Source organism: Haemophilus sp. CCUG 60358, from assembly GCF_001679485.1.
Taxonomy (GTDB): Bacteria; Pseudomonadota; Gammaproteobacteria; order Enterobacterales; family Pasteurellaceae; genus Haemophilus_D.
On the sequence record NZ_LZOZ01000014.1, the window covers coordinates 400,133 to 420,460 of the forward strand.

Here is a 20,328-nt window from a genome sequence, read left to right on the forward strand (position 1 = left end):
TGACCGCACTTGAGTAAGTGCGGTCATTTTTTTAGGCGTTTTGAGTGCGATAGCGGAAATTAAAGAAGACAAAGATGCCGAGTGCAATCATAGCTAATGCTGCACCACTAAAGCCTATATATTCAAGACCAATGTGACGAGCGATTTGATTACCAAATAGTGCGCCTGCACCAATACCTGCATTAAAAATACCTGAATAAATGGCGCTCGCTACGTCTGTTGCATCGGGTGCAAGTTGCAACACGCGCATTTGTAATGCGAGTCCGATACAAGAAATTCCTATACCCCAAATAAAGGCTAAGGCAAACATTGTTGCGGTATAGCCAGCCGAAGTAAGCATAAAGCCTAAGGAAATAGCTAATAGCAGAATTGCATGGATAATAAATTGTGTGGCTCCAAAACGGTATAATCGGTTAAAAATTACACTCGCTGTCACACCTGAAATACCAAAAACTAAAAGAATCATCGTGGTAAGACTAGGATCCATTTGTCCGATTTGAATCATAAATGGCTCAATGTAGGTGTAGGCTGTAAAGTGGGCAGAAACGATAAGTACCGTTGTGGCATAAAGTCCAATGAGTAATGGACGTTTTGCCAAAATCGGTAGGCTAGAGAGTGAGCCGGCATTTTTACTTGGTAGATTTGGTAATAAACGCATAATGAATACCATCACAACCACAGCTAATGCAGCAATGATTGCGAAAGTAATACGCCAGCCAACTAATTGACCAACTATACGTCCTAACGGTAAGCCCAAAATAGTTGCAAGGGATGTACCAATGGCGAGCATACCAATTGCTTGTGTTTTTTTATTCTTCGGTGCCACACGCATAACTAATGATGCCGTAATTGCCCAGAAGAGTGAATGCGCTACCGCAATACACATACGGGCAATAAGAAGAATCCAGTAATTCCACGCGATGACCGAGATAATATGGCCGATAATAAAAATCACGAAAAGTTTCAGTAACAAGCCTTTACGTTCCATATCACCTGTCGCGAGCATGGCAGGCAAAGACATAATCATGACTGTCCAAGCATAAACAGTCATCATTAAACCCACATCAGAGCTTTGCATATTAAAGCTTTGTCCGATATCGGTGAGTAAAGCAACAGGTACAAATTCCGTGGTATTAAAAATAAAAGCGGCGCAAGCCATGATAACTACGCGCCAATATTGGGTTCTTTCTGCTTTCTGATAAAATGACATTATTTTAATTTCTCTTTAATTAATTCCTTAAGTTGATGACGGAAATTTTTATCAATATTTAACTTGTATTGTGGTGCATAGCAGCTATCGAAAAAGCGAATAGGCAATGCCAGTTTTTTGTATTTTTCGTCAGTTGATCTTAAAGTTAAATTGACGTCGCATTGTACATTATCTAAATCAATGGCTCCAGAACCTTCACCTAAAAGTGCGGTTGTTTTTAAGCTTATTTTATCTACTTTAAGTAAGTGGTTTTCAAGCGAAAGATTTGATTCAAAACGCTCGTAAGGCGTATTCATATTTCTGCTCGCAGTTAAATCACTGTTGTAATTAATTGGTAAATACTGTGCCGCCATATCTAATAAATTCAATCCTAAAAGCTCGCCATCACGCGCATTAAAATCAAATTTCCCTTCGATTAATTCTGAGTTTGTAAAGGCTAATTGAGTGTTAAAATCACTCGTACCTGTCATGGTTTGCGGGAAATTAAGTAAAGCTAACAACTGAGTTAAAGGAAAATTTTTACCAGAAAAATTGACCGCACTTTTTTGTAGATAGCTATCAAATTTGAGTACAGCAAGACAATTTGTGGTGCATCTAGGCTTAATGTAAGCAATGGCACGTTTCTGTGGCTTTGTTAAATCTGTATGAATTTCAATATAGCCCAGGTCTTGCTGATTGAATTGAACATGATCAAATTGAATAAGTGATTCACTTTCCCGACGGAGGGTAACATGACCTTTGAGAAAACGAAAATTAAAGATTCTATTACTGCCATAAAGTGGTTTTGCTAGTTCAACAGTAATGAGAGTTGTTGTGCTAAATGGAATATCATCACTAGTAATATAATTAAGTGGGAAACCGTTGAAATGCACTTGAACATTTGCTGAGTTTTGTGCCTTTGGGGATAACTTGATATTTTGAGCAACTAATTCTTGTAGTTGAGCATTACCCAAAACTAATGATAGCAGAGAAAATTTTCCAGTTATTTTTTCAATACTTATTTGATTATGTTGAACTTTGTCAAAGGAAATATACGGCTCAGGGAAAATGCCCATATTAAACTCTTGGAAGGTAGTTTCATGCTGAGCTAGTGCGGTAGTAATCACTGTTTCCAGTTTTTGAATTTGTGCATAAAAAAAAGCAAAGATCGCAAACAGCACGATCAACAGGCTAATTGCGATCTTTTTCATTGATTAATCCTCATTAATTCTGCTAGCCACCGCATTTTGCTGATGTTTATATTTGGCATCTTTACGGCTAGTGTAAGGGCGCGCTGCCGGGCCACTTAACACTTCGAAACTCAATGCACCAATCACCATATTGGGACGCAATGCTAAAGGTAATTTGCCCGAGTTGTAGAACTCCAACACAATTTTACCTTCCCAACCTGGATCGATACGATGAGCGGTAACATGCACCATTAAGCCTAAACGAGCAAGTGAAGAGCGACCATCTAACCAACCGATAATATTGGCAGGGAGTTTCACAGACTCTAATGTGGTGGCTAACGCCAACATACCTGGGTGTAAGAAGAAGGCCTCATCATCACCAATAATGATTTCATCGCTCATGACCGATTCAAGTTGAGCAGAAACTTCTTCTTTCGGACCGCTCAAATCAATATAAGGGGCTGAATGCTCACGAAATACGCGAAATGAATTGCCTAAACGCACATCGATGGTTGCACCATTGATTTTGTCGTTGTCAGGACGAGGCGTTAAAGAAATAATGCCATCATCTAGATAGCGTTCGATATCGGTATCGCAAAGACGCATGATTTTTCCTATTTTTCGTTTAATAAATGAAGAATTTGAGCTTTTAACATATTAATCGCAATACGGTTTTTACCACCGCGAGGAATCACGATATCCGCATATTGTTTTGATGGCTCAATAAATTGTAAGAACATTGGACGAACGGTTGCGCGGTATTGGTCAATAACAGATTGTAATGAACGACCACGTTCTTCCATATCACGTTGTAAACGGCGGATAAAACAAATGTCTAATGGGGTATCCACGAATACAGAAATATCGGCTAATTGGCGAACTCGCTCATCAGTGAGCAATAAGATGCCTTCTAAAATCACAATTTTTTTCGGGGTGAAGTGTTTGGTTTCGCCTGTTCTGGTGTGATCAACATAACTATAAACTGGGATATCTACGGCGGTTCCGTTTTTTAAGTCTTTTAAGTGTTGAATGAGTAAATCTCTATCCATTGAATTGGGATGGTCATAGTTTGTTTTTATGCGCTCACTCATCTCTAAATGGCTTTGATCTTTATAGTAGCTGTCTTCAGCAATAATCCCAATTTCTTGGCATCCTAACTCGTTGCAAAGTTCTTTATGAACAGTAGATGCGATGGAACTTTTGCCTGAAGCGGATGCACCCGTGATGGCGATGATAATACAAGATGAGTTTGACATGGAACGTCCTCAAAAACGGAAGGTAAAAATTATTGGGATTATAAAGAAAAATCAGCTTAAATTCACCTTTCTTTCTTTTTTTATTTTAATTTTTTAAATTTGTGAAGTACTTCACGGAAATTTTTTTCGTTTGCGCTTACGATGTGCTCGTTTTTATTATTTCATCTGTGTTATTTATGAGGAGTCTACAATGAAAATGAATAAAATTTCTCTCTCAATTTCAACCGCACTTTTAGCTGCAGGTTTAATGACATCATCAGCTGTTAATGCTCAAGGGCGTTTAGTGGTGTATTGTAGTGCGACTAATATTCTTTGTGAAACGACAACGAAAGCCTTTGGCGAAAAATATGATGTGAAAACCTCATTTATTCGTAACGGTTCAGGCAGTACTTTTGCAAAAGTTGAAGCGGAAAAAAATAACCCACAAGCAGACGTTTGGTTTGGTGGTACATTCGACCCTCAAGCACAAGCTGCAGAGTTAGGTTTAATCGAACCTTATAAATCTAAACACATTGATGAAATTGTTGAGCGTTTCCGTGATCCAGCGAAAACCAAAGGACATTATGTCTCTGCGATTTACATGGGTATCTTAGGTTTTGGTGTGAATACTGAGCGTTTAGCAAAATTAGGTATTAAAGAAGTCCCAAAATGCTGGAAAGATTTAACTGATCCTCGCTTAAAAGGCGAAGTGCAAATTGCTGACCCACAAAGTGCAGGTACAGCTTACACTGCATTGGCTACTTTCGTTCAACTTTGGGGCGAAGATAAAGCCTTTGATTTCTTGAAAGCATTACATCCAAACGTATCTCAATACACCAAATCAGGTGTAACCCCATCTCGTAATGCAGCACGTGGTGAAACCGCGGTAGGTATCGGCTTCTTACACGATTATGCACTTGAAAAACGTCAAGGTGCGCCATTGGAATTAGTCGTACCTTGTGAAGGTACCGGCTATGAGTTAGGTGGCGTAAGTATCTTAAAAGGTGCGCGTAATATCGATAACGCAAAATTATTTGTGGATTGGGCATTATCTAAAGAAGGTCAAGAGTTAGCGTGGAAACAAGGTGACTCTTTACAAATCTTAACCAACACCACTGCGGAACAATCGCCAACTGCGTTTGATCCAAACAAACTTAACCTGATCAATTATGACTTTGAAAAATACGGTGCAACTGAACAACGTAAAGCCTTAATTGAAAAATGGGTTCAAGACGTTAAATTAGCGAAATAATTTATAGATGAATTAGGCGGGGATGTCCGCCTAATTTTTTAGCCTATAGCTAAAAACATAAAAAGGAGTCAATCAATGAAAAAATCAACTATATCTTTGAGTCTGTCAGCTGCTTTGTTTAGCGGGATCTTTTTTACTAGTTCAGCAATTGCTGAAGGTCGGTTGGTAGTATATTGCAGTGCACAAAACTCAGTGTGTGAAAAACAGGTGCAATCTTTTGCTAAAAAATACAATGTAGATGCTAGTTTTATTCGTAATAGTTCAGGCAGCACACTAGCTAAAATAAAGGCTGAAACAAATAATCCACAAGCTGATGTGTGGTATGGTGGGACATTTGATACACATTCTCAGGCTGCTGAGATGGATTTGCTAACTGCATATCAATCGCCAATGCTTACAGAAGTTATGCCTCAATTTAAAGATCCTGGACGTCGTAAAGGAAATTACAGCTCGGTAGTTTATATGGGAGTACTAGGTTTCGGGGTTAATACAGAAAAATTGAAAAAGTTAGGAATTACCGAAATTCCAAAATGCTGGAAAGATTTGCTTAATCCTAAATTTAAAAATGAAATTCAAATTTCAGATCCTCAAAGTGCTGGGACTGCATACACTGCAATAGCAACATTTGTACAGCTTTGGGGAGAGGATGAGGCATTTAATTATTTGAAAGCATTAGATAAGAATATTTCACAGTATCCTAAAGCAGGAACGGCACCTGCTCATAATTTAGCTCGAGGTGAAACAACAATAGGCATTGGTTTTTTACAAAACTATTCTTTTGAAAAACAGAATGGAGCACCTATTGAAGTAGTAGTTCCTTGTGAAGGGACTGGTTATGAACTTGGTGGAGTGAGTGTAATAAAAAATGCTAGAAATTTAAAAAATGCAGAATTGTTTGTCGACTGGGTTATGTCTAAAGAGGCACAAGAAATTTCCTGGAAAGAAGCACAATCACATCACATTCTTACAAATGTAAATGCAACATCTTCACCTTATGCATTGAAATCTAATGAACTAAATTTAATTAATTATGATTTTAACAAATTTGGCGCATCAGATGTACGTAGTGGCTTGATCGATCGTTGGGTGAGAGAAGTTAAATTAAATAAATAAATGGAGGCTTTATGAGAAAGCAGTATTATTTTCTCAATTCCAATCTATTTTGGGTAATGCTTGCTATGGCAGGCTTTGCCCTTTTGCCTTCTATGGCATTGTATTATGGTATTTTTGATTCAACAAAAGATGAGCTCCTCGCAGCTATGGGATGGAGCTCAATAAATTTGAGTTGGTTTTGGTTTGGTTCTTTATTTCTTATTCCTATATTTTCTTTTTTATATAAAGGAAGAGGGACGGTACAACAAGGTAAAATCGAATTTTTCTTAGCTTGCTTAATTTTTTCTTTTGTAATGATTTCAGCAAGTATTACAAAATTCAGTCTAGGTTATTCCGAGTTTATTCTTACAATTGCTTTAATTGGTATTTCAACAAATGCTCTTGCTAAAATGAAAGTAATGCAAAGCGATAAATTTGTTATCGCGTCATTGCTAAGCATTGTATTACTCATATTCTTCTTTATTGTTTATCCTACTTTAGCCATTTTTATCTCAATGTTTTACAAAGGAGATGAATTTGTACCAGGGCAGGTATTCGATATTGTTAAACAGCCTTATGTTATACGTATTATCTTAAACTCACTTGCTGTAGCAGGAACAATTGGTATTCTTGCAACTGCGTTTGGTTTAGTATTTGCACTTTATACCACTCGAATTGCAAAGCGTAGTGCAGTTATTGGTAAAATATTCTCTATTCTTCCAATTGTGACCCCGCCATTTGTTGTTGGTTTAGGGGTAACATTGATGCTTGGTCGTTCAGGGTATATTACTCATTATTTAGTTGAATATTTAGGATTTGAAAGTAATTGGTTGTATGGTTTTACTGGAATTGTTATTGCTCATACACTTGCTTTGACACCAATGTCTTTTATGATATTAGAGGGGGCTTTAAAGTCTATTCATCCATCAATTGAAGAAGCCTCTTATACTTTGCGTGCAAATCGTTACCAAACTTTCTTTAATATCATTTTCCCATTACTAAAACCTGCATTAGCAAATTCTTTTTTAGTTGTTGCAATTCAGTCTATAGCTGATTTTAGTACCCCATTAGTTTTAGGGGGGAGCTTTGACGTTATTTCTTCACAAATTTACTTTTATATTGCCGGTTCTCAGTTAGATTATGCATCTGCAAGTACATTGGGAACAATACTTCTTATTTTCTCATTAGGTATCTTTATTATTCAATATTGGTGGATTGGTAATCGCTCCTATACTACTGTGTCGGGTAAGTCTTATCGTGGTGATGTACAAGATCTTCCTGTAACAATGAAGTACACAATTACTTTTGTGTTAGCATTCTGGATACTATTTAATGTTCTGCTATATGGTAGTATTTTTTACGGTAGTTTTACGGTGAACTGGGGTGTTGATTACACTTTGACACTTAAAAATTATATTACATTATTTGGTCAAGGCTTTAGTGATGGTGCATGGCCATCTTTAATTCAAACAGTCATTTTTGCTGCAACAGCAGCTCCAATAACAGCATTATTTGGCTTGCTTATTGCTTACATTACTGTAAGACGGGAATTTAAAGGTAAAAAAACTTTAGAGTTCCTAACTTTGTTATGTTTTGCCGTACCTGGTACAGTGGCAGGGGTATCCTATATATTAGCCTTTAATGATGCTCCAATTTATATAACAGGAACGGCATTAATTGTTATTTTATCAATGGTTATGCGTAATATGCCTGTAGGTATGCGAGCGGCTATTGCTGGATTAGGACAACTAGATAAATCTTTAGATGAGGCCTCTTTATCATTAAAAGGAAGCTCTTTTAAAACTATTTGTTTTATTGTTTTCCCTTTATTAAAACCAGCCTTGCTTTCAGCGCTTGTAACTAGCTTTGTTAGAGCAATGACTACAGTAAGTGCAATTGTATTTTTAGTTACAGCAGATACCCGTGTTGCTACATCTTATATTCTAAATCGCGTAGAAGATGGTGAATACGGAATTGCAATTGCATATGGTTCAATTCTGATAGTAGTCATGATGGCCATTATTTTATTCTTTGACTGGATTGTGGGTGATACCCGAATTTCCCGTTCTAAAGCGAAAAAAATGAATTAACTCGTTAAGTTGTAGGTAAATATTATGAGTAATAATGATTTCTTAGTATTAAAAAATATCACTAAATCTTTTGGTAAATCCACAGTCATTGATAATTTAGATTTAACCATTAAACGTGGCACCATGGTGACCTTATTAGGTCCATCTGGTTGTGGTAAAACCACCGTGTTACGTTTAGTGGCAGGTTTAGAAAACCCAACTTCAGGTCAAATTTTTATTGATGGTGAAGATGTAACCAAATCATCTATTCAAAATCGTGATATTTGTATCGTATTCCAATCTTATGCGTTATTCCCACACATGAGTATCGGTGATAACGTTGGCTACGGTTTACGTATGCAAGGCGTGGGTAAAGAAGAACGTGCTAAACGTGTAAAAGAAGCGTTAGAGTTGGTTGACTTAGCAGGTTTTGAAGATCGTTTTGTGGATCAAATTTCGGGTGGTCAACAACAACGTGTGGCATTGGCACGTGCGTTAGTACTAAAACCAAAAGTATTACTTTTTGATGAGCCATTAAGTAACTTGGATGCAAACTTACGTCGTTCTATGCGTGAAAAAATCCGTGAATTACAACAAAGTTTAGGTATTACCTCGCTTTATGTGACTCACGACCAAACCGAAGCATTTGCGGTATCCGATGAAGTTATCGTCATGAATAAAGGTAAAATCATGCAAAAAGCACCGGCAAAAGAGCTTTATTTGCGTCCAAACTCTTTATTCCTTGCAAACTTCATGGGGGAATCGAGCATCTTTGAAGGTAAATTGGAAAATAACACCATTGACGTAAATGGCTACAAATTACCATTAAGCAATGCGGCACAATTCAATTTACCAGATGGTGAATGCTTAGTAGGCGTACGTCCTGAAGCAATTTACTTAAAAGCAGAAGGCGAGGCAGCACAACAATGTGAAATCAAGAGTGCAGTCTATATGGGAAATCACTGGGAAGTGGTGGCAATTTGGGCAGGCAAAGAATTGCTCATTAACACCAAACCAGAAGACTTCAATGCTGATCTCAAACAAGCTTATGTGAATTTCTCTGAACAAGGTATTTTCTTATTGAAGAAAGAGAAATAATACCAATTTAAAGGCGGATGGAAGCATACGCCTTTTCTTTTAAAACCCTTTCAAAATTGACCGCACTTTTCCTTTCATTTTATTTTTCCTAACAGATCTGTATAATACTACCCTTTGAATATAAACGATTACAGGAGGAAAGCATGATAAAACCTGATACTTTACCGCAATTTTTGCGTAATAAAGTCGAGGAAAATGATGCCTTTGGTCTTGTGGAAGGGCTGTGTCAATTATTACGTAGTAGCCCTACAGAAAAAATTTCTCCAACCTTACATTTATTTAAGTTTATCTTAAAGAACGATAAAGAATTAGGCTGTTCTGTTTCGAAATTATTATGTGGTTGGTTATGTGGTTTACGCCTTTACCCGTTGTTTATTAGTAGTGGTATTCTTACGCGTGGCGGTTTTGGGCAAGAAATGAAAACGCGCATTTATGAGCGTTTTAACCCGTCTTTTAAAGATATTAATGATTTACGTGATATTTTCTATTTATTGTTTAGCGATAAAAATGATGCCCGCTGGATTGATGCCGTTCCGTTAAAAACCTGGCGAGGCGTATTTGGTGTTTTAACCCGTTATACAGAACAAAAAGATCGTGAGCGTTTAAAAAATCATATTGAAAGTGAAGGGCTGTTTGCCATTGAAATGCTTTCAATTTGGATTGCCGCTGAAGATATGGATCCTGAGTTGATGCGAATGGAGCCTTCTCTGTTGAATGCAGATTCGCCTTTTGTGGCTTTACACCATGAAGTAGTTGATTGGGTAGAGGCGCGTCGTCAATCAACGGTTTTTGATGATAGCCATTTACAGGTAATGTTTGATCAATGTAAGGCATTGATTATTGGCTTACAGAAACGTGGGGCAGTAGTGGGATCGTCCTTAAATACAGCGTATTTATTGGAACGTCTTTCACAGACTTTAGAACGATTAGAAACCTTGATGGCGATTTTTGTTTCAAATCGCTATTTGCCGCGTCGAATCTTATTATTAACCGGTTGTTTTGCTCGTGCGGCAGCGGAACGTCATAGTATTTCGCGACTATGGAAACAAAGCTCAAGATTAATGGCTCGTAGTGTTACGCAGAATGCCGGCGATCATGGTGAGCATTACATTACTCGAGATAAAAAAGAGTATTGGGCAATGTTTTATTCTGCAGCGGGTGGTGGTGTATTAATTGCACTGATGGCGTTATTTAAAACCTATCTAGGTAGCATCATTGATGACAAAGTCTGGAAAGGGATTGCCGAAGGCTTAAATTACGGCTTAGGTTTTATGGTGATCTTTATGTTGCATTTCACAGTTGCAACCAAACAGCCAGCCATGACTGCAGCCCGTTTTGCTGAGGCTGTTGAGAAAACGCCTCAAGGTAAAGCCGTCAATATGAAATTGGCCCAATTATTAGTGGATGTATTTCGTTCTCAAAGTATTGCTGTGCTAGGTAATGTGCTCATTGCGATGGGCTTAGCCGCATTGATTGCCTTTGGTTACCAATATAAAACAGGTGAGCCGTTGATGAATGCTGATCAAATCGCTTATCAGTTGCATAGCATTGATCCTTTTGCGGGAACCTTATGGTTTGCAGCCATTGCGGGTGTATGGTTATTCTGCTCAGGGATTATTTCGGGCTATTTTGATAACCGCAGCAATTATTTGAATATGCGCATGCGTTTAGCCCAACATCCGTTATTGAAAAAATTAATGTCTGAGAAATCTCGCGTTAAATTTGCTAATTATATGCATGAGAATTATGGCTCGCTTATCGGTAACCTTTGCTTTGGTATGCTGCTTGGTATTACGGGTGTGGTAGGTTATTTAACGCATCTTCCGTTAGATATTCGTCATGTGGCATTTTCATCTGCAAATGTGGGCTATATTGCCGTGAGCGGACATTTTACCTATTCATTGCTTTTACAATGCATTGGTTTTGTATTGTTGATTGGTTTGGTGAATTTAATTGTCAGTTTTTCATTAACGCTTTGGGTTGCATTGCGTTCTTTGAATGCGGAAATTGATAGCTGGTGGCCAATTTGGCATGAAGTTTGTCAAATTGTGAAAAAACGCCCATTGAGCTTATTTCTTCCTGTTCAATTAGATAAATAATCGGCTTAAGTGCGGTCAAAAATATCAACGTTTTTGACCGCACTTTCTTTTCGACAAATTTAATTTGCGTTATCATGTTGCTCATCTAATGCTATAACTTTATGAATTATTCTAATGAAACCCACATTTCTTGAACTTCGTCACCTAAGAACCTTGCTTGCTTTAAAGGAAACGGGCAGCGTCTCGATGGCAGCAAAACGTGTTTATTTAACACAATCGGCACTTTCTCATCAAATTAAATTAATGGAAGAGCAATTCGGTTTACCTCTTTTTGAGCGTAAAAGTAATCCATTGCGTTTTACTGCTGCAGGCGATCGTTTGATTCGTCTTGCCAATGAAATTCTCCCAAAAGTGGTTGATGCAGAACGTGAACTTGCACGCGTAAAACACGGTGATGCAGGGCAATTACGAATTGCAGTAGAGTGTCATACCTGTTTCGACTGGTTAATGCCGGCGATGGATGAATTTCGTCAGCATTGGAGCTTGGTAGAATTGGATATTGTGTCTGGTTTCCACACTGATCCGGTTGGATTGTTATTATCTCATCGTGCAGATTGGGCGATTGTGTCAGACGTTGAACAAAACGATGATATTTTATTTAAGCCGCTGTTTTCTTATGAAATGGTGGGGATCTGTTCTAAAGATCATCCATTAGCCAATAAAGACGTTTGGCAGGCGGAAGATTTTGCTGAAGAAACTTGGGTAACCTATCCCGTTCCTGATGATATGTTAGATTTATATCGTCAAGTGTTGAAACCGAAAGGTATTAATCCACCTCGTCGTACAACAGAGCTAACGATCGCTTTGATCCAGTTAGTAGCGAGTCATCGTGGCATTGCTACCGTACCTTATTGGGCAGCATTACCTTATTTAGAAAAAGGGTATGTGGTGGCGCGTAAAATTACAGAAGAAGGGCTATATAGCAACCTTTATGCAGCGATTCGTAAAGAAGATGCTAATTTAGCTTATATCGAAGATTTCCATCAAACAGTAAAAGCACAAAGTTTTTCGACCTTACCTGGTTTGTCTGTTTTAGAGTTGTAGTAGGTCAATATGTCAGAAGTCGTGACAGAAAATCCCATCAAAGCCGCAGCAAAAGCGGCATTTCCTTACAGCATGCCAATGCTTGCCGGTTTTTTATTTTTAGGCATAGCATACGGCATTTACATGAAAGCACTTGGATTTGGTGTTTGGTTCCCCGTTGCAATGGCAGCACTCATTTATGCGGGCTCAGTGGAATTTATTGCGGCCGCCGCCTTAGTTATGCCTTTTTCGCCATTAAGTGTTGCGTTGGTTACGCTAATGGTAAGTGGTCGCCAAATTTTTTATGGCATTTCTATGTTAGAAAAATATGGTGCTCAACTCGGGAAAAAACGTTGGTATTTAATTAGTACTCTAGTAGATGAAAGTTTTTCCCTGAACTATATGGCGAAGATCCCCGATCATTTAGATAAAGGGTGGTATATGTTCTTTGTCAGTTTTTATCTCCATCTTTATTGGGTCGTCGGTGCGGGATTAGGTAACCTATTTGGTTCAATCATTCCTTTTGATTTAAAAGGGGTAGAGTTTGGGATGACCGCACTTTTCCTCGTAATCTTTGCTGAAAACTGGCTAAAAGAAAAATCTCATGAAAGCTCATTATTAGGTTTAGGCGTAGCCTTTGTATCGCTGTTAATTGTTGGGAAAGAACACTTTTTAGTGCCAACTCTAATCAGTATCTGGATTCTATTAACGGTACGACGTCCTAAACTTTTATCTAAATTGGAGGCACTGAAATGACATTGATGGAACAAATTATCACCATTGTGATTTGTATTGTGTGCGTGCAATTTACTCGATTATTGCCATTCTGGATCTTTCCTGCAAATCGTCCTATTCCAGAGTATATCCGTTATCTCGGCAAAGTATTACCCGCAGCGATGTTTGGGATGCTAGTGGTGTATTGCTATAAAAATGTGGATGTGCTGAGTGGGTATCATGGCTTGCCTGATTTTATTGCAGGTGCTTTAGTGTTGGGATTGCATTTCTGGAAAAAGAATATGTTTCTTTCTATCTCGGCAGGCACAATTTTTTATATGTTTTTAGTACAAAAAATCTTTATCTAAGGGAATGTTGAGCGGAATAAAAATTTCTTGATGTTGCAATCGGTTGCTTTTATTTCGCCTCTTTCCCTGAATTCTAAAATCTTTTATGATGCTGCTTCAATCATTGTTGACGGAGAGATTTATGGAATTTGATTTCATTGAATTACTAGGTTATATGGCAACATTCTTTGTAGCCGCCTCTTTTTTATTCAAATCCATTATTCACTTAAGAGTTGTAAATACCATTGGAGCAGTACTCTTTGTGGTTTACGGTTTGATGAAAGGGGCTTATCCTGTAGCAGTTCTAAACGCATTCTTGGTTTTCGTTAATTTATACCAACTTTATCGTTTGAAGAAAGAGCAACCAGCGTCAAAAGTGCTGAAATAATTGACCGCACTTTTCTTCTATTTACCCCCACATTTGATATAACGCAATCACCAGTGGCATAGTAAACATACAAAGCAGTGTCGTTATTCCATAAATGGCGCTAGCTTTTTGTGGATTGTTGTTATAAATCACCGCCATTTGTGTCACTGTCGAAGCTGAAGGGCTAGTGGTAGCCAAAAAGCTAATCAACACGATAATCTCGCCTTTTTCAACCCAATGTACAAAGCCAATGAGCTTTATTAATACCAACAATACAAGCGGAATAACCAACAAGCGCAATAGTGTGACTAAATAAATGCGCTTAGATGAAACAATACTTTTTAATGGAATTGCGGCAATTAACATACCCGCAACAAGCATGGCATTCGGACCAATAAACAACCCAATAGAAGAGAGCGTACCATTGATAATGTTTGGCAACTTAATTTGAAAAGCAAATAAAAATGCCCCGATGAGAATTGACCAAATATTGATATTTTTGGCAATCGTCTTCAGCGATAAATTTCCTTTTCCTACAATAATCAAACGGCAATGTGTCCAAAATAGAAAGGTTTGTACTACGATAAAACAGCTTGCGTAAATGACCCATTCTTTACCAAATAGCGACATCACAATCGGAATAATTAAGTTGCCAGAATTGGAATAAATGGAAGTGGCATGCTCAATAGGATCAAGGTTTAATAGGCGCTTTAATAAACTGCCAATAATAATCAGAATACCCTGAAGAAACACGGCCATAAGTAGTGAAAGCTGCAAACCTTGCAGGATTTCAGGTGTATAATCAATTTGAAATGCCTCGATCATCACTGATGGACTGATAACATAAAGCCCAATAATAGAAAGCGGCTTGCTATCTTCTGATTTTAATAGTTTTGATTTAACCAACCCATAGCCAATAAGTACAATGAGTGTCAGTTCAATAATTTTAGTGCCGAGTAAAAAAGTGATATCCATAGCGAATTTTGAAGAGAAAAGTTGTTGTTATAAAAGAAGAAAAGGGCAAAATAATTTGCCCTTTAAATTGATTTAGGTTACTCCCACTCGATCGTTGCTGGGGGTTTTCCGCTGATGTCGTACACCACGCGGGAAATGCCGTTTACTTCGTTGATGATACGGTTAGATACTTTACCTAATAAATCATAAGGCAAGTGAGCCCAATGTGCGGTCATAAAATCGATGGTTTCTACCGCACGTAGTGAGATAACCCAATCGTATTTACGGCCATCGCCCATCACACCTACAGATTTCACTGGTAAGAATACGCTGAAGGCTTGGCTGGTTTTTTCATACCAACCGCTATTGCGCAATTCTTCGATAAAGATTGCATCTGCACGGCGTAATAAATCGCAGTATTCTTTTTTGACTTCGCCTAATACACGGACGCCTAAACCTGGACCAGGGAATGGGTGGCGGTTGATCATTTCAGCCGGTAAGCCTAATGCTAAACCGATTTTACGTACTTCATCTTTAAATAATTCACGTAAAGGTTCAACTAAGCCAAGTTTCATATAGTCTGGTAAGCCACCTACGTTGTGGTGTGATTTAATCACATGTGCTTTACCGGTTTTGCTTGCTGCAGATTCGATGACATCAGGGTAGATCGTACCTTGTGCCAACCATTTCACATTAGTGAGTTTTTTCGATTCATCATCGAATACATCTACGAACACTTTACCGATAATTTTGCGTTTTGCTTCAGGATCCGATACGCCAGCAAGTTCGCCTAAGAAACGACTTTCAGCATCAACACGGGTAATGTTCAAGCCAAATTTATCGCCAAACATTTCCATGACTTGATCGCCTTCGTGTAAGCGGAGTAAACCGTTATCCACGAATACGCAGTGTAAGTTTTTGCCGATGGCACGGTGTAAAAGTAATGCAACTACAGAAGAGTCCACACCACCAGATAAACCTAAAATCACTTCATCATCGCCCACTTGCTCTTTAATACGAGCAATGGCATCTTCGATAATGTTTTCTGCTGTCCATTTGGTTTCGCAACCACAAATGTTCACCACGAAATTCATCAATAATTCCAAGCCTTTTTTGGTATGGGTTACTTCAGGGTGGAATTGTACGCCGTAGAAACGACGATTTTCGTCAGACATTGCCGCAATTGGGCAGGTTGGAGTCGTACCGGTAACTTGGAAGTTTTCAGGTAAGCGCGTTACTTTATCGCCATGACTCATCCATACATCTAATTTGCTATCGCCATCATTTAAATGAGCGAAAAGTGCGGTTGGATTATCCATTAAAACAGAGGCATAGCCGAATTCACGATGATCTGAGGTTTCAGTTAAACCACCAAGTTGCATCGCCATGGTTTGCATACCGTAACAAATACCCAATACAGGAACGCCAGCATTAAATACATATTCAGGAGCACGCGGGCTGTTTTCTTCCGTGGTACTTTCAGGACCACCAGAAAGAATAATACCGTCTGGATTAAATTCACGGATTTGTTCTTCAGTCACATCCCACGCCCAAAGTTCGCAGTACACACCGATTTCACGCACACGACGTGCAATCAGTTGAGTATATTGTGAACCGAAGTCGAGGATCAGGATTTTATGGTTGTGGATGTTTGTCATTTTTTTCTCTAAATTGTATTAATTTTCTTCAGTGGAAAGATATATACTTTGCGGTTATTTCCATTTTTATCTTTCTGAGCTTTCTTAATAATCGGACCTGCTAATGTAACAACCCCCTCATAAATATATGAATTAGGTGCGTCATTTTCGAATAAGTGTAGAGTAACATTATTACTATCTGATTCCGATAAAGTTTTATTTTGAGAGCTTAAGGTTTGATCGCCAGTTAATCCCATCCCAGTTAAATATAAAATATCATTTTCCCAGTAATTGATATATGTCTGTTGTCCATAAGTTTTGGTAACTAAAACAAGAGTTTTTGTTTCTAGAGATCTTCTCATGCCACCTTGAGTTGAACATTTAAAAATATCACATAGTTCTTGGTTAGTTATTTTTTGTTTAACATTAGGGAGATGCATATAAAATACCTTTTGTTTTAACCCATGCGATAGTTTGGCGCTTCTTTAGTGATAGTTACATCGTGAACATGGCTTTCTTTAATACCTGCACCACTGATGCGAACGAATTCTGCTTTCGTACGTAATTCTTCGATGGTTGCGCAGCCAGTTAAGCCCATGCAAGAACGTAAGCCACCCATTTGTTGGTGGATAATTTCTTTTAAGTAACCTTTGTATGGAATACGGCCTTCGATACCTTCTGGTACGAGTTTGTCTGCCGCGTTATCAGATTGGAAATAACGGTCTGATGAGCCTTTCGCCATGGCACCTAATGAACCCATACCACGGTAAGATTTAAATGCACGACCTTGGTAAAGTTCGATTTCACCCGGTGCTTCTTCAGTACCGGCAAACATAGAGCCAACCATTACACAGCTTGCGCCTGCAGCGATAGCTTTTGCGATATCACCAGAGAAACGAATACCACCGTCAGCGATAACTGGAATACCACGATCTTTTAATGCCGCAGCGGCATCTGCGATAGCAGTGATTTGTGGGACACCTACACCAGTCACGATACGAGTGGTACAAATAGAGCCAGGGCCGATACCTACTTTCACTGCGCTTGCGCCTGCATCAGCTAATGCGATTGCACCTTCAGCCGTTGCAACGTTACCCGCAACGATAGGTAAGTTTGGATATTTTGCGCGAGTTTCACGAACGCGTTGTAATACGCCTTCTGAATGACCGTGAGAAGAGTCGATTAACAATACATCTACGCCCGCTTTCACTAATGCATCAATACGTTCTTCGTTACCTGGACCAGCACCGACAGCCGCCCCTACACGTAAACGACCAAATTCATCTTTACATGCGTTTGGTTTTTGTTCCGCTTTTTGGAAGTCTTTAACGGTGATCATGCCTTTTAATTTGAAAGCATCATCTACAACAAGTACTTTCTCAACGCGGTTTTGATGCATTAATTCTAAAATTGTTTCACGGCTTGCACCTTCTTTTACGGTGACTAAGTCTTCTTTTTTCGTCATTAATTGTGAAACGGTTTTACTTAAATCTTTTACGAAACGCGTGTCGCGGCCAGTGATGATACCAATTAAGTTATTTTCAGTATCGACAACAGGGTAGCCTGCGAAGCCGTTTTTCTTCACCATTTCAGCAAGTGCTGCAAGGGTTAAATCTGGCGAAACAGTGACAGGTTCAGAAACGATACCACTTTCGAATTTTTTCACTTTACGAACACGATCCGCTTGGCGTTCGATCGTCATATTTTTGTGAATAAAGCCGATGCCGCCTTCTTGTGCTAAAGAGATTGCTAATTTGGTTTCTGTGACAGTATCCATTGCAGCAGAAAGCATCGGAATATTTAAGCGAATTTCTTTGGTGAGATGAGTTGAGAGGTTGGCAGTGTTCGGAAGAACAGTTGAATGAGCTGGGACGAGTAGAACGTCGTCAAAAGTCAGAGCTTCTTGTTTGATTCTAAGCATGGCAATATCTCGCTGTTAAAAATTGTGTCAAAAAATATTGCGGCGAGATTATACAGATTTTTCATGTGGTTGAAAATGAATTTTTTCGCTTTTATGGTAAGATTTGCCAAGGTTTTTATAAGAAGGAATGAATATGTCATCGTTATTGGATTGTTTATCGGATTGCCAACCTAAAGTGCGGTCAGATTTGATGTCGTTTTTAAATATTACGTCAAATGAATTGGCGCAAGAAATGGCATTATTGAGAGAAGTGGGATTGAATATTCAAGAAGAAAATGAGGTTTATCAGCTTGTGCCAGAAATGCCTTTGTTAAATTCGCAAGCAATTTCGACCGCACTTTTCCCTTATTCCGTGCATTATCATCGAACCATTTCTTCAACAAATGAATTTATAACGAATCAAATTAACCAATTAAAAAAAGGTGATTTGTGTTTGGCAGAATATCAAACAGCAGGGCGTGGACGTCGCGGTCGTCAATGGCTTTCACCGTTTGCTGGGCAGCTAATTTTCAGTTTTTATTGGACTATCAATCCTAAAAAAGCATTGGATGGATTAAGTTTAGTGATTGGTTTAGCTATTGCAGATGCGTTAAATGCGAAAGTGAAATGGCCAAATGATATTTTGCTTTCGGGTCGAAAGCTTGGTGGCATTTTAGTGGAAATCATTAATCATAAGAATGGGTTGCTCAATTTAGTGGTTGGTATTGGGATCAATGTAAAATTACCACAATCAACAGAAATTAGTCAGCCGTATGCACAATTAACCGAACAAGATCCTGATATAGATCGTGAAAAGATCCTTATTAAAGTGATTCAACGTATTTATTCTCGATTAGCTCAATTTGAAGAAAAGGGCATTGATGAGGAATTCATGCAACAATGGATAAACCATAATGAATTTTTTGGTGATGAAGTGAATGTCTTTACAGAACAAGGCGCGATTTCAGGTATAGAGCAGGGGATTGATAAACGCGGTTATTTAAAAGTCATAACCGATGAAGGAGAGCGGTGTTTTAATGCCGGAGAAGTTTCTTTAAGAAGAAAGTAAAAAAAGTGCGGTCAAAATCAGCCGCACTTTTTAGATGTATGCTAAACCACTTTCTGAATAAGCACTGAAATGTCATCTGCAAATTTTTCATCTCTTGCCATTTTCTCAATTTCCTCAGCAGAATATTTTTCACCGTCATACACAGCAACAATACTGATATCATTAGGTTGCAAGAAATGCGTTTCACCGAATTCAGTATAACGGGTGGCGCCAATACTAATAATCGCTAGTTTCGGATAGTTTGCTTGCTCTAATAAAGAAGCAATATGATTCATTGGTCCCTCATCGGGTTGATTATTCATTCTATCGACGATCCAATCTAATAATTGTTGGTGGAAATAGCTATAACCAATAGCAGGACTGTCAATACCATACGTATTGAGCTCGCTATTTCTTTTATGGAAGCAAGCGATACGATATTGATCAATGTCACTTCCCTTAATAAAGGAAGAAAGTGGAATAAGTTTTGATGAAATACCTTTACTTGCTGCGCCCCAGTTTTTCTTTTCGCAGATTTTTTTTGTATTAGGACGACGAATAGAGCAGTCATTATAGGCGGCAAAATAGCGCGGAATAATTTTTTCAACTTGCTTTCCTTTATAGATAAGATCACAAATAAGTGCAATTTCAGGCTCAATTTGCAGATTATCAGCACCTTGTAGAAAATTAATTTGATTGTGACTTAAAGGAAAGGTAGAAAGAAAGCCAGCTTTTTCGCTTGGCACATAAAACGGGAAAATCGCTTTGGGTTGAATGGCATTTTCTGTTTTTACTTGAGTGAAATCAGCCGCCTCGCCTGCTTGCTCTAAATGACCTGCGAAATTTCCTGCCACACCGAAACCAATCATTTGCTCAAAATTCATAAATACCTCGTTAAAATGCTTACTCTTTGGAGGTAATTTACCTTGAATATTGAACAAAGACAATTCACTTTGATGATTAAATCATCAGGTAATCAAAAAATTGAACTTTTTTGTAAAAAAGCACTTGCAAAGAATTCTGAAAGTCCTATAATACGCCCCACACAACGACGCGCTGTTGTGACTCTTAAGAAAAAAACTGATGCGTCGTTATTTTTTGCTCTTTAACAATA

Annotated in this window: 20 protein-coding genes; 11 read left to right on the forward strand and 9 right to left on the reverse strand. The window is 38.4% G+C overall.

What is annotated here, in order from left to right; genetic code table 11:
* Positions 1–31: 31 nt before the first annotated feature.
* The 4 genes from A9500_RS07010 to udk are packed head-to-tail and all read right to left on the reverse strand — an operon-like array spanning position 32 to position 3,635.
* On the reverse strand, positions 32–1,210 hold the full coding sequence (locus tag A9500_RS07010; RefSeq protein ID WP_065244378.1) for a sugar transporter: 1,179 nt from the start codon (positions 1,208–1,210) through the stop codon (positions 32–34).
* Entirely contained in the window at positions 1,210–2,400 is a 1,191-nt protein-coding gene (locus tag A9500_RS07015) for an AsmA-like C-terminal region-containing protein (protein ID WP_065244379.1), read from the reverse strand. Before A9500_RS07015 ends, A9500_RS07010 begins: the two co-directional genes overlap by 1 nt.
* A gap of 3 nt (positions 2,401–2,403) precedes the next feature.
* Entirely contained in the window at positions 2,404–2,985 is a 582-nt protein-coding gene (dcd, locus tag A9500_RS07020; protein WP_065244380.1) for a dCTP deaminase, read from the reverse strand.
* 8 nt (positions 2,986–2,993) lie between these two features.
* Positions 2,994–3,635 carry a uridine kinase gene (udk, locus tag A9500_RS07025; RefSeq protein WP_065244381.1) on the reverse strand — a complete coding sequence of 214 codons (642 nt, stop codon included), beginning with the start codon at positions 3,633–3,635 and terminating at the stop codon, positions 2,994–2,996.
* Positions 3,636–3,825: 190 nt separating this feature from the next.
* Here udk and A9500_RS07030 point away from each other — a divergent pair, with 190 nt between their 5' ends.
* The 9 genes from A9500_RS07030 (at position 3,826) to A9500_RS07070 (ending at position 13,696) form a co-directional block, all read left to right on the forward strand.
* On the forward strand, positions 3,826–4,866 hold the full coding sequence (locus tag A9500_RS07030) for an ABC transporter substrate-binding protein (protein WP_065244382.1): 1,041 nt from the start codon (positions 3,826–3,828) through the stop codon (positions 4,864–4,866).
* Positions 4,867–4,941: 75 nt separating this feature from the next.
* A complete protein-coding gene (locus tag A9500_RS07035) occupies positions 4,942–5,979 on the forward strand; it encodes an ABC transporter substrate-binding protein (protein WP_065244383.1) in 1,038 nt (345 codons plus the stop codon).
* Positions 5,980–5,990: 11 nt separating this feature from the next.
* Positions 5,991–8,048 (forward strand): iron ABC transporter permease, encoded by a 2,058-nt coding sequence (locus A9500_RS07040; RefSeq protein ID WP_065244384.1) that lies wholly within the window; start codon positions 5,991–5,993, stop codon positions 8,046–8,048.
* 24 nt (positions 8,049–8,072) lie between these two features.
* Positions 8,073–9,125: a ferric ABC transporter ATP-binding protein gene (gene fbpC / locus A9500_RS07045; RefSeq protein WP_005696376.1), complete on the forward strand. Its 1,053-nt coding sequence runs from the start codon at positions 8,073–8,075 to the stop codon at positions 9,123–9,125.
* 143 nt (positions 9,126–9,268) lie between these two features.
* Positions 9,269–11,224, forward strand: a complete 1,956-nt coding sequence (locus tag A9500_RS07050) for a site-specific recombinase (protein ID WP_065244385.1) — start codon at positions 9,269–9,271, stop codon at positions 11,222–11,224.
* A gap of 114 nt (positions 11,225–11,338) precedes the next feature.
* Positions 11,339–12,268 carry a LysR family transcriptional regulator gene (locus A9500_RS07055; protein ID WP_065244386.1) on the forward strand — a complete coding sequence of 310 codons (930 nt, stop codon included), beginning with the start codon at positions 11,339–11,341 and terminating at the stop codon, positions 12,266–12,268.
* A gap of 9 nt (positions 12,269–12,277) precedes the next feature.
* On the forward strand, positions 12,278–13,003 hold the full coding sequence (gene azlC, locus A9500_RS07060) for an azaleucine resistance protein AzlC (RefSeq protein ID WP_065244387.1): 726 nt from the start codon (positions 12,278–12,280) through the stop codon (positions 13,001–13,003).
* Positions 13,000–13,329 carry a branched-chain amino acid transporter permease gene (locus A9500_RS07065; RefSeq protein WP_065244388.1) on the forward strand — a complete coding sequence of 110 codons (330 nt, stop codon included), beginning with the start codon at positions 13,000–13,002 and terminating at the stop codon, positions 13,327–13,329. The genes azlC and A9500_RS07065 overlap by 4 nt, the downstream gene beginning before the upstream one ends.
* A gap of 121 nt (positions 13,330–13,450) precedes the next feature.
* Positions 13,451–13,696, forward strand: coding sequence for a YgjV family protein (locus A9500_RS07070; protein WP_054417946.1), 246 nt, complete (start codon positions 13,451–13,453; stop codon positions 13,694–13,696).
* 21 nt (positions 13,697–13,717) lie between these two features.
* Here A9500_RS07070 and A9500_RS07075 read toward each other — a convergent pair whose 3' ends face one another.
* From A9500_RS07075 to guaB, 4 genes are all read right to left on the reverse strand, one after another.
* A complete protein-coding gene (locus tag A9500_RS07075; RefSeq protein WP_065244389.1) occupies positions 13,718–14,650 on the reverse strand; it encodes an AEC family transporter in 933 nt (310 codons plus the stop codon).
* A gap of 77 nt (positions 14,651–14,727) precedes the next feature.
* Positions 14,728–16,287: a glutamine-hydrolyzing GMP synthase gene (gene guaA / locus A9500_RS07080; RefSeq protein WP_065244390.1), complete on the reverse strand. Its 1,560-nt coding sequence runs from the start codon at positions 16,285–16,287 to the stop codon at positions 14,728–14,730.
* Positions 16,288–16,295: 8 nt separating this feature from the next.
* Positions 16,296–16,706, reverse strand: coding sequence for a hypothetical protein (locus tag A9500_RS07085; protein WP_065244391.1), 411 nt, complete (start codon positions 16,704–16,706; stop codon positions 16,296–16,298).
* A gap of 17 nt (positions 16,707–16,723) precedes the next feature.
* On the reverse strand, positions 16,724–18,187 hold the full coding sequence (gene guaB / locus A9500_RS07090) for an IMP dehydrogenase (RefSeq protein WP_065244392.1): 1,464 nt from the start codon (positions 18,185–18,187) through the stop codon (positions 16,724–16,726).
* Positions 18,188–18,320: 133 nt separating this feature from the next.
* Here guaB and birA point away from each other — a divergent pair, with 133 nt between their 5' ends.
* Positions 18,321–19,235 (forward strand): bifunctional biotin--[acetyl-CoA-carboxylase] ligase/biotin operon repressor BirA, encoded by a 915-nt coding sequence (birA, locus tag A9500_RS07095; RefSeq protein ID WP_083180368.1) that lies wholly within the window; start codon positions 18,321–18,323, stop codon positions 19,233–19,235.
* A 41-nt stretch (positions 19,236–19,276) separates the two neighbouring features.
* On the opposite strand, the gene A9500_RS07100 is transcribed toward birA, so the two are convergent.
* A complete protein-coding gene (locus A9500_RS07100; RefSeq protein ID WP_065244394.1) occupies positions 19,277–20,098 on the reverse strand; it encodes a DUF5718 family protein in 822 nt (273 codons plus the stop codon).
* Between the two features lie 42 nt (positions 20,099–20,140).
* On the opposite strand from A9500_RS07100, the gene A9500_RS07105 reads away from it, so the two are divergent.
* The gene (locus tag A9500_RS07105) at positions 20,141–20,323 is read left to right on the forward strand and encodes a hypothetical protein (protein WP_065244395.1); all 183 of its coding nucleotides are present in this window, start codon (positions 20,141–20,143) and stop codon (positions 20,321–20,323) included.
* The last annotated feature ends 5 nt before the right edge of the window (positions 20,324–20,328 follow it).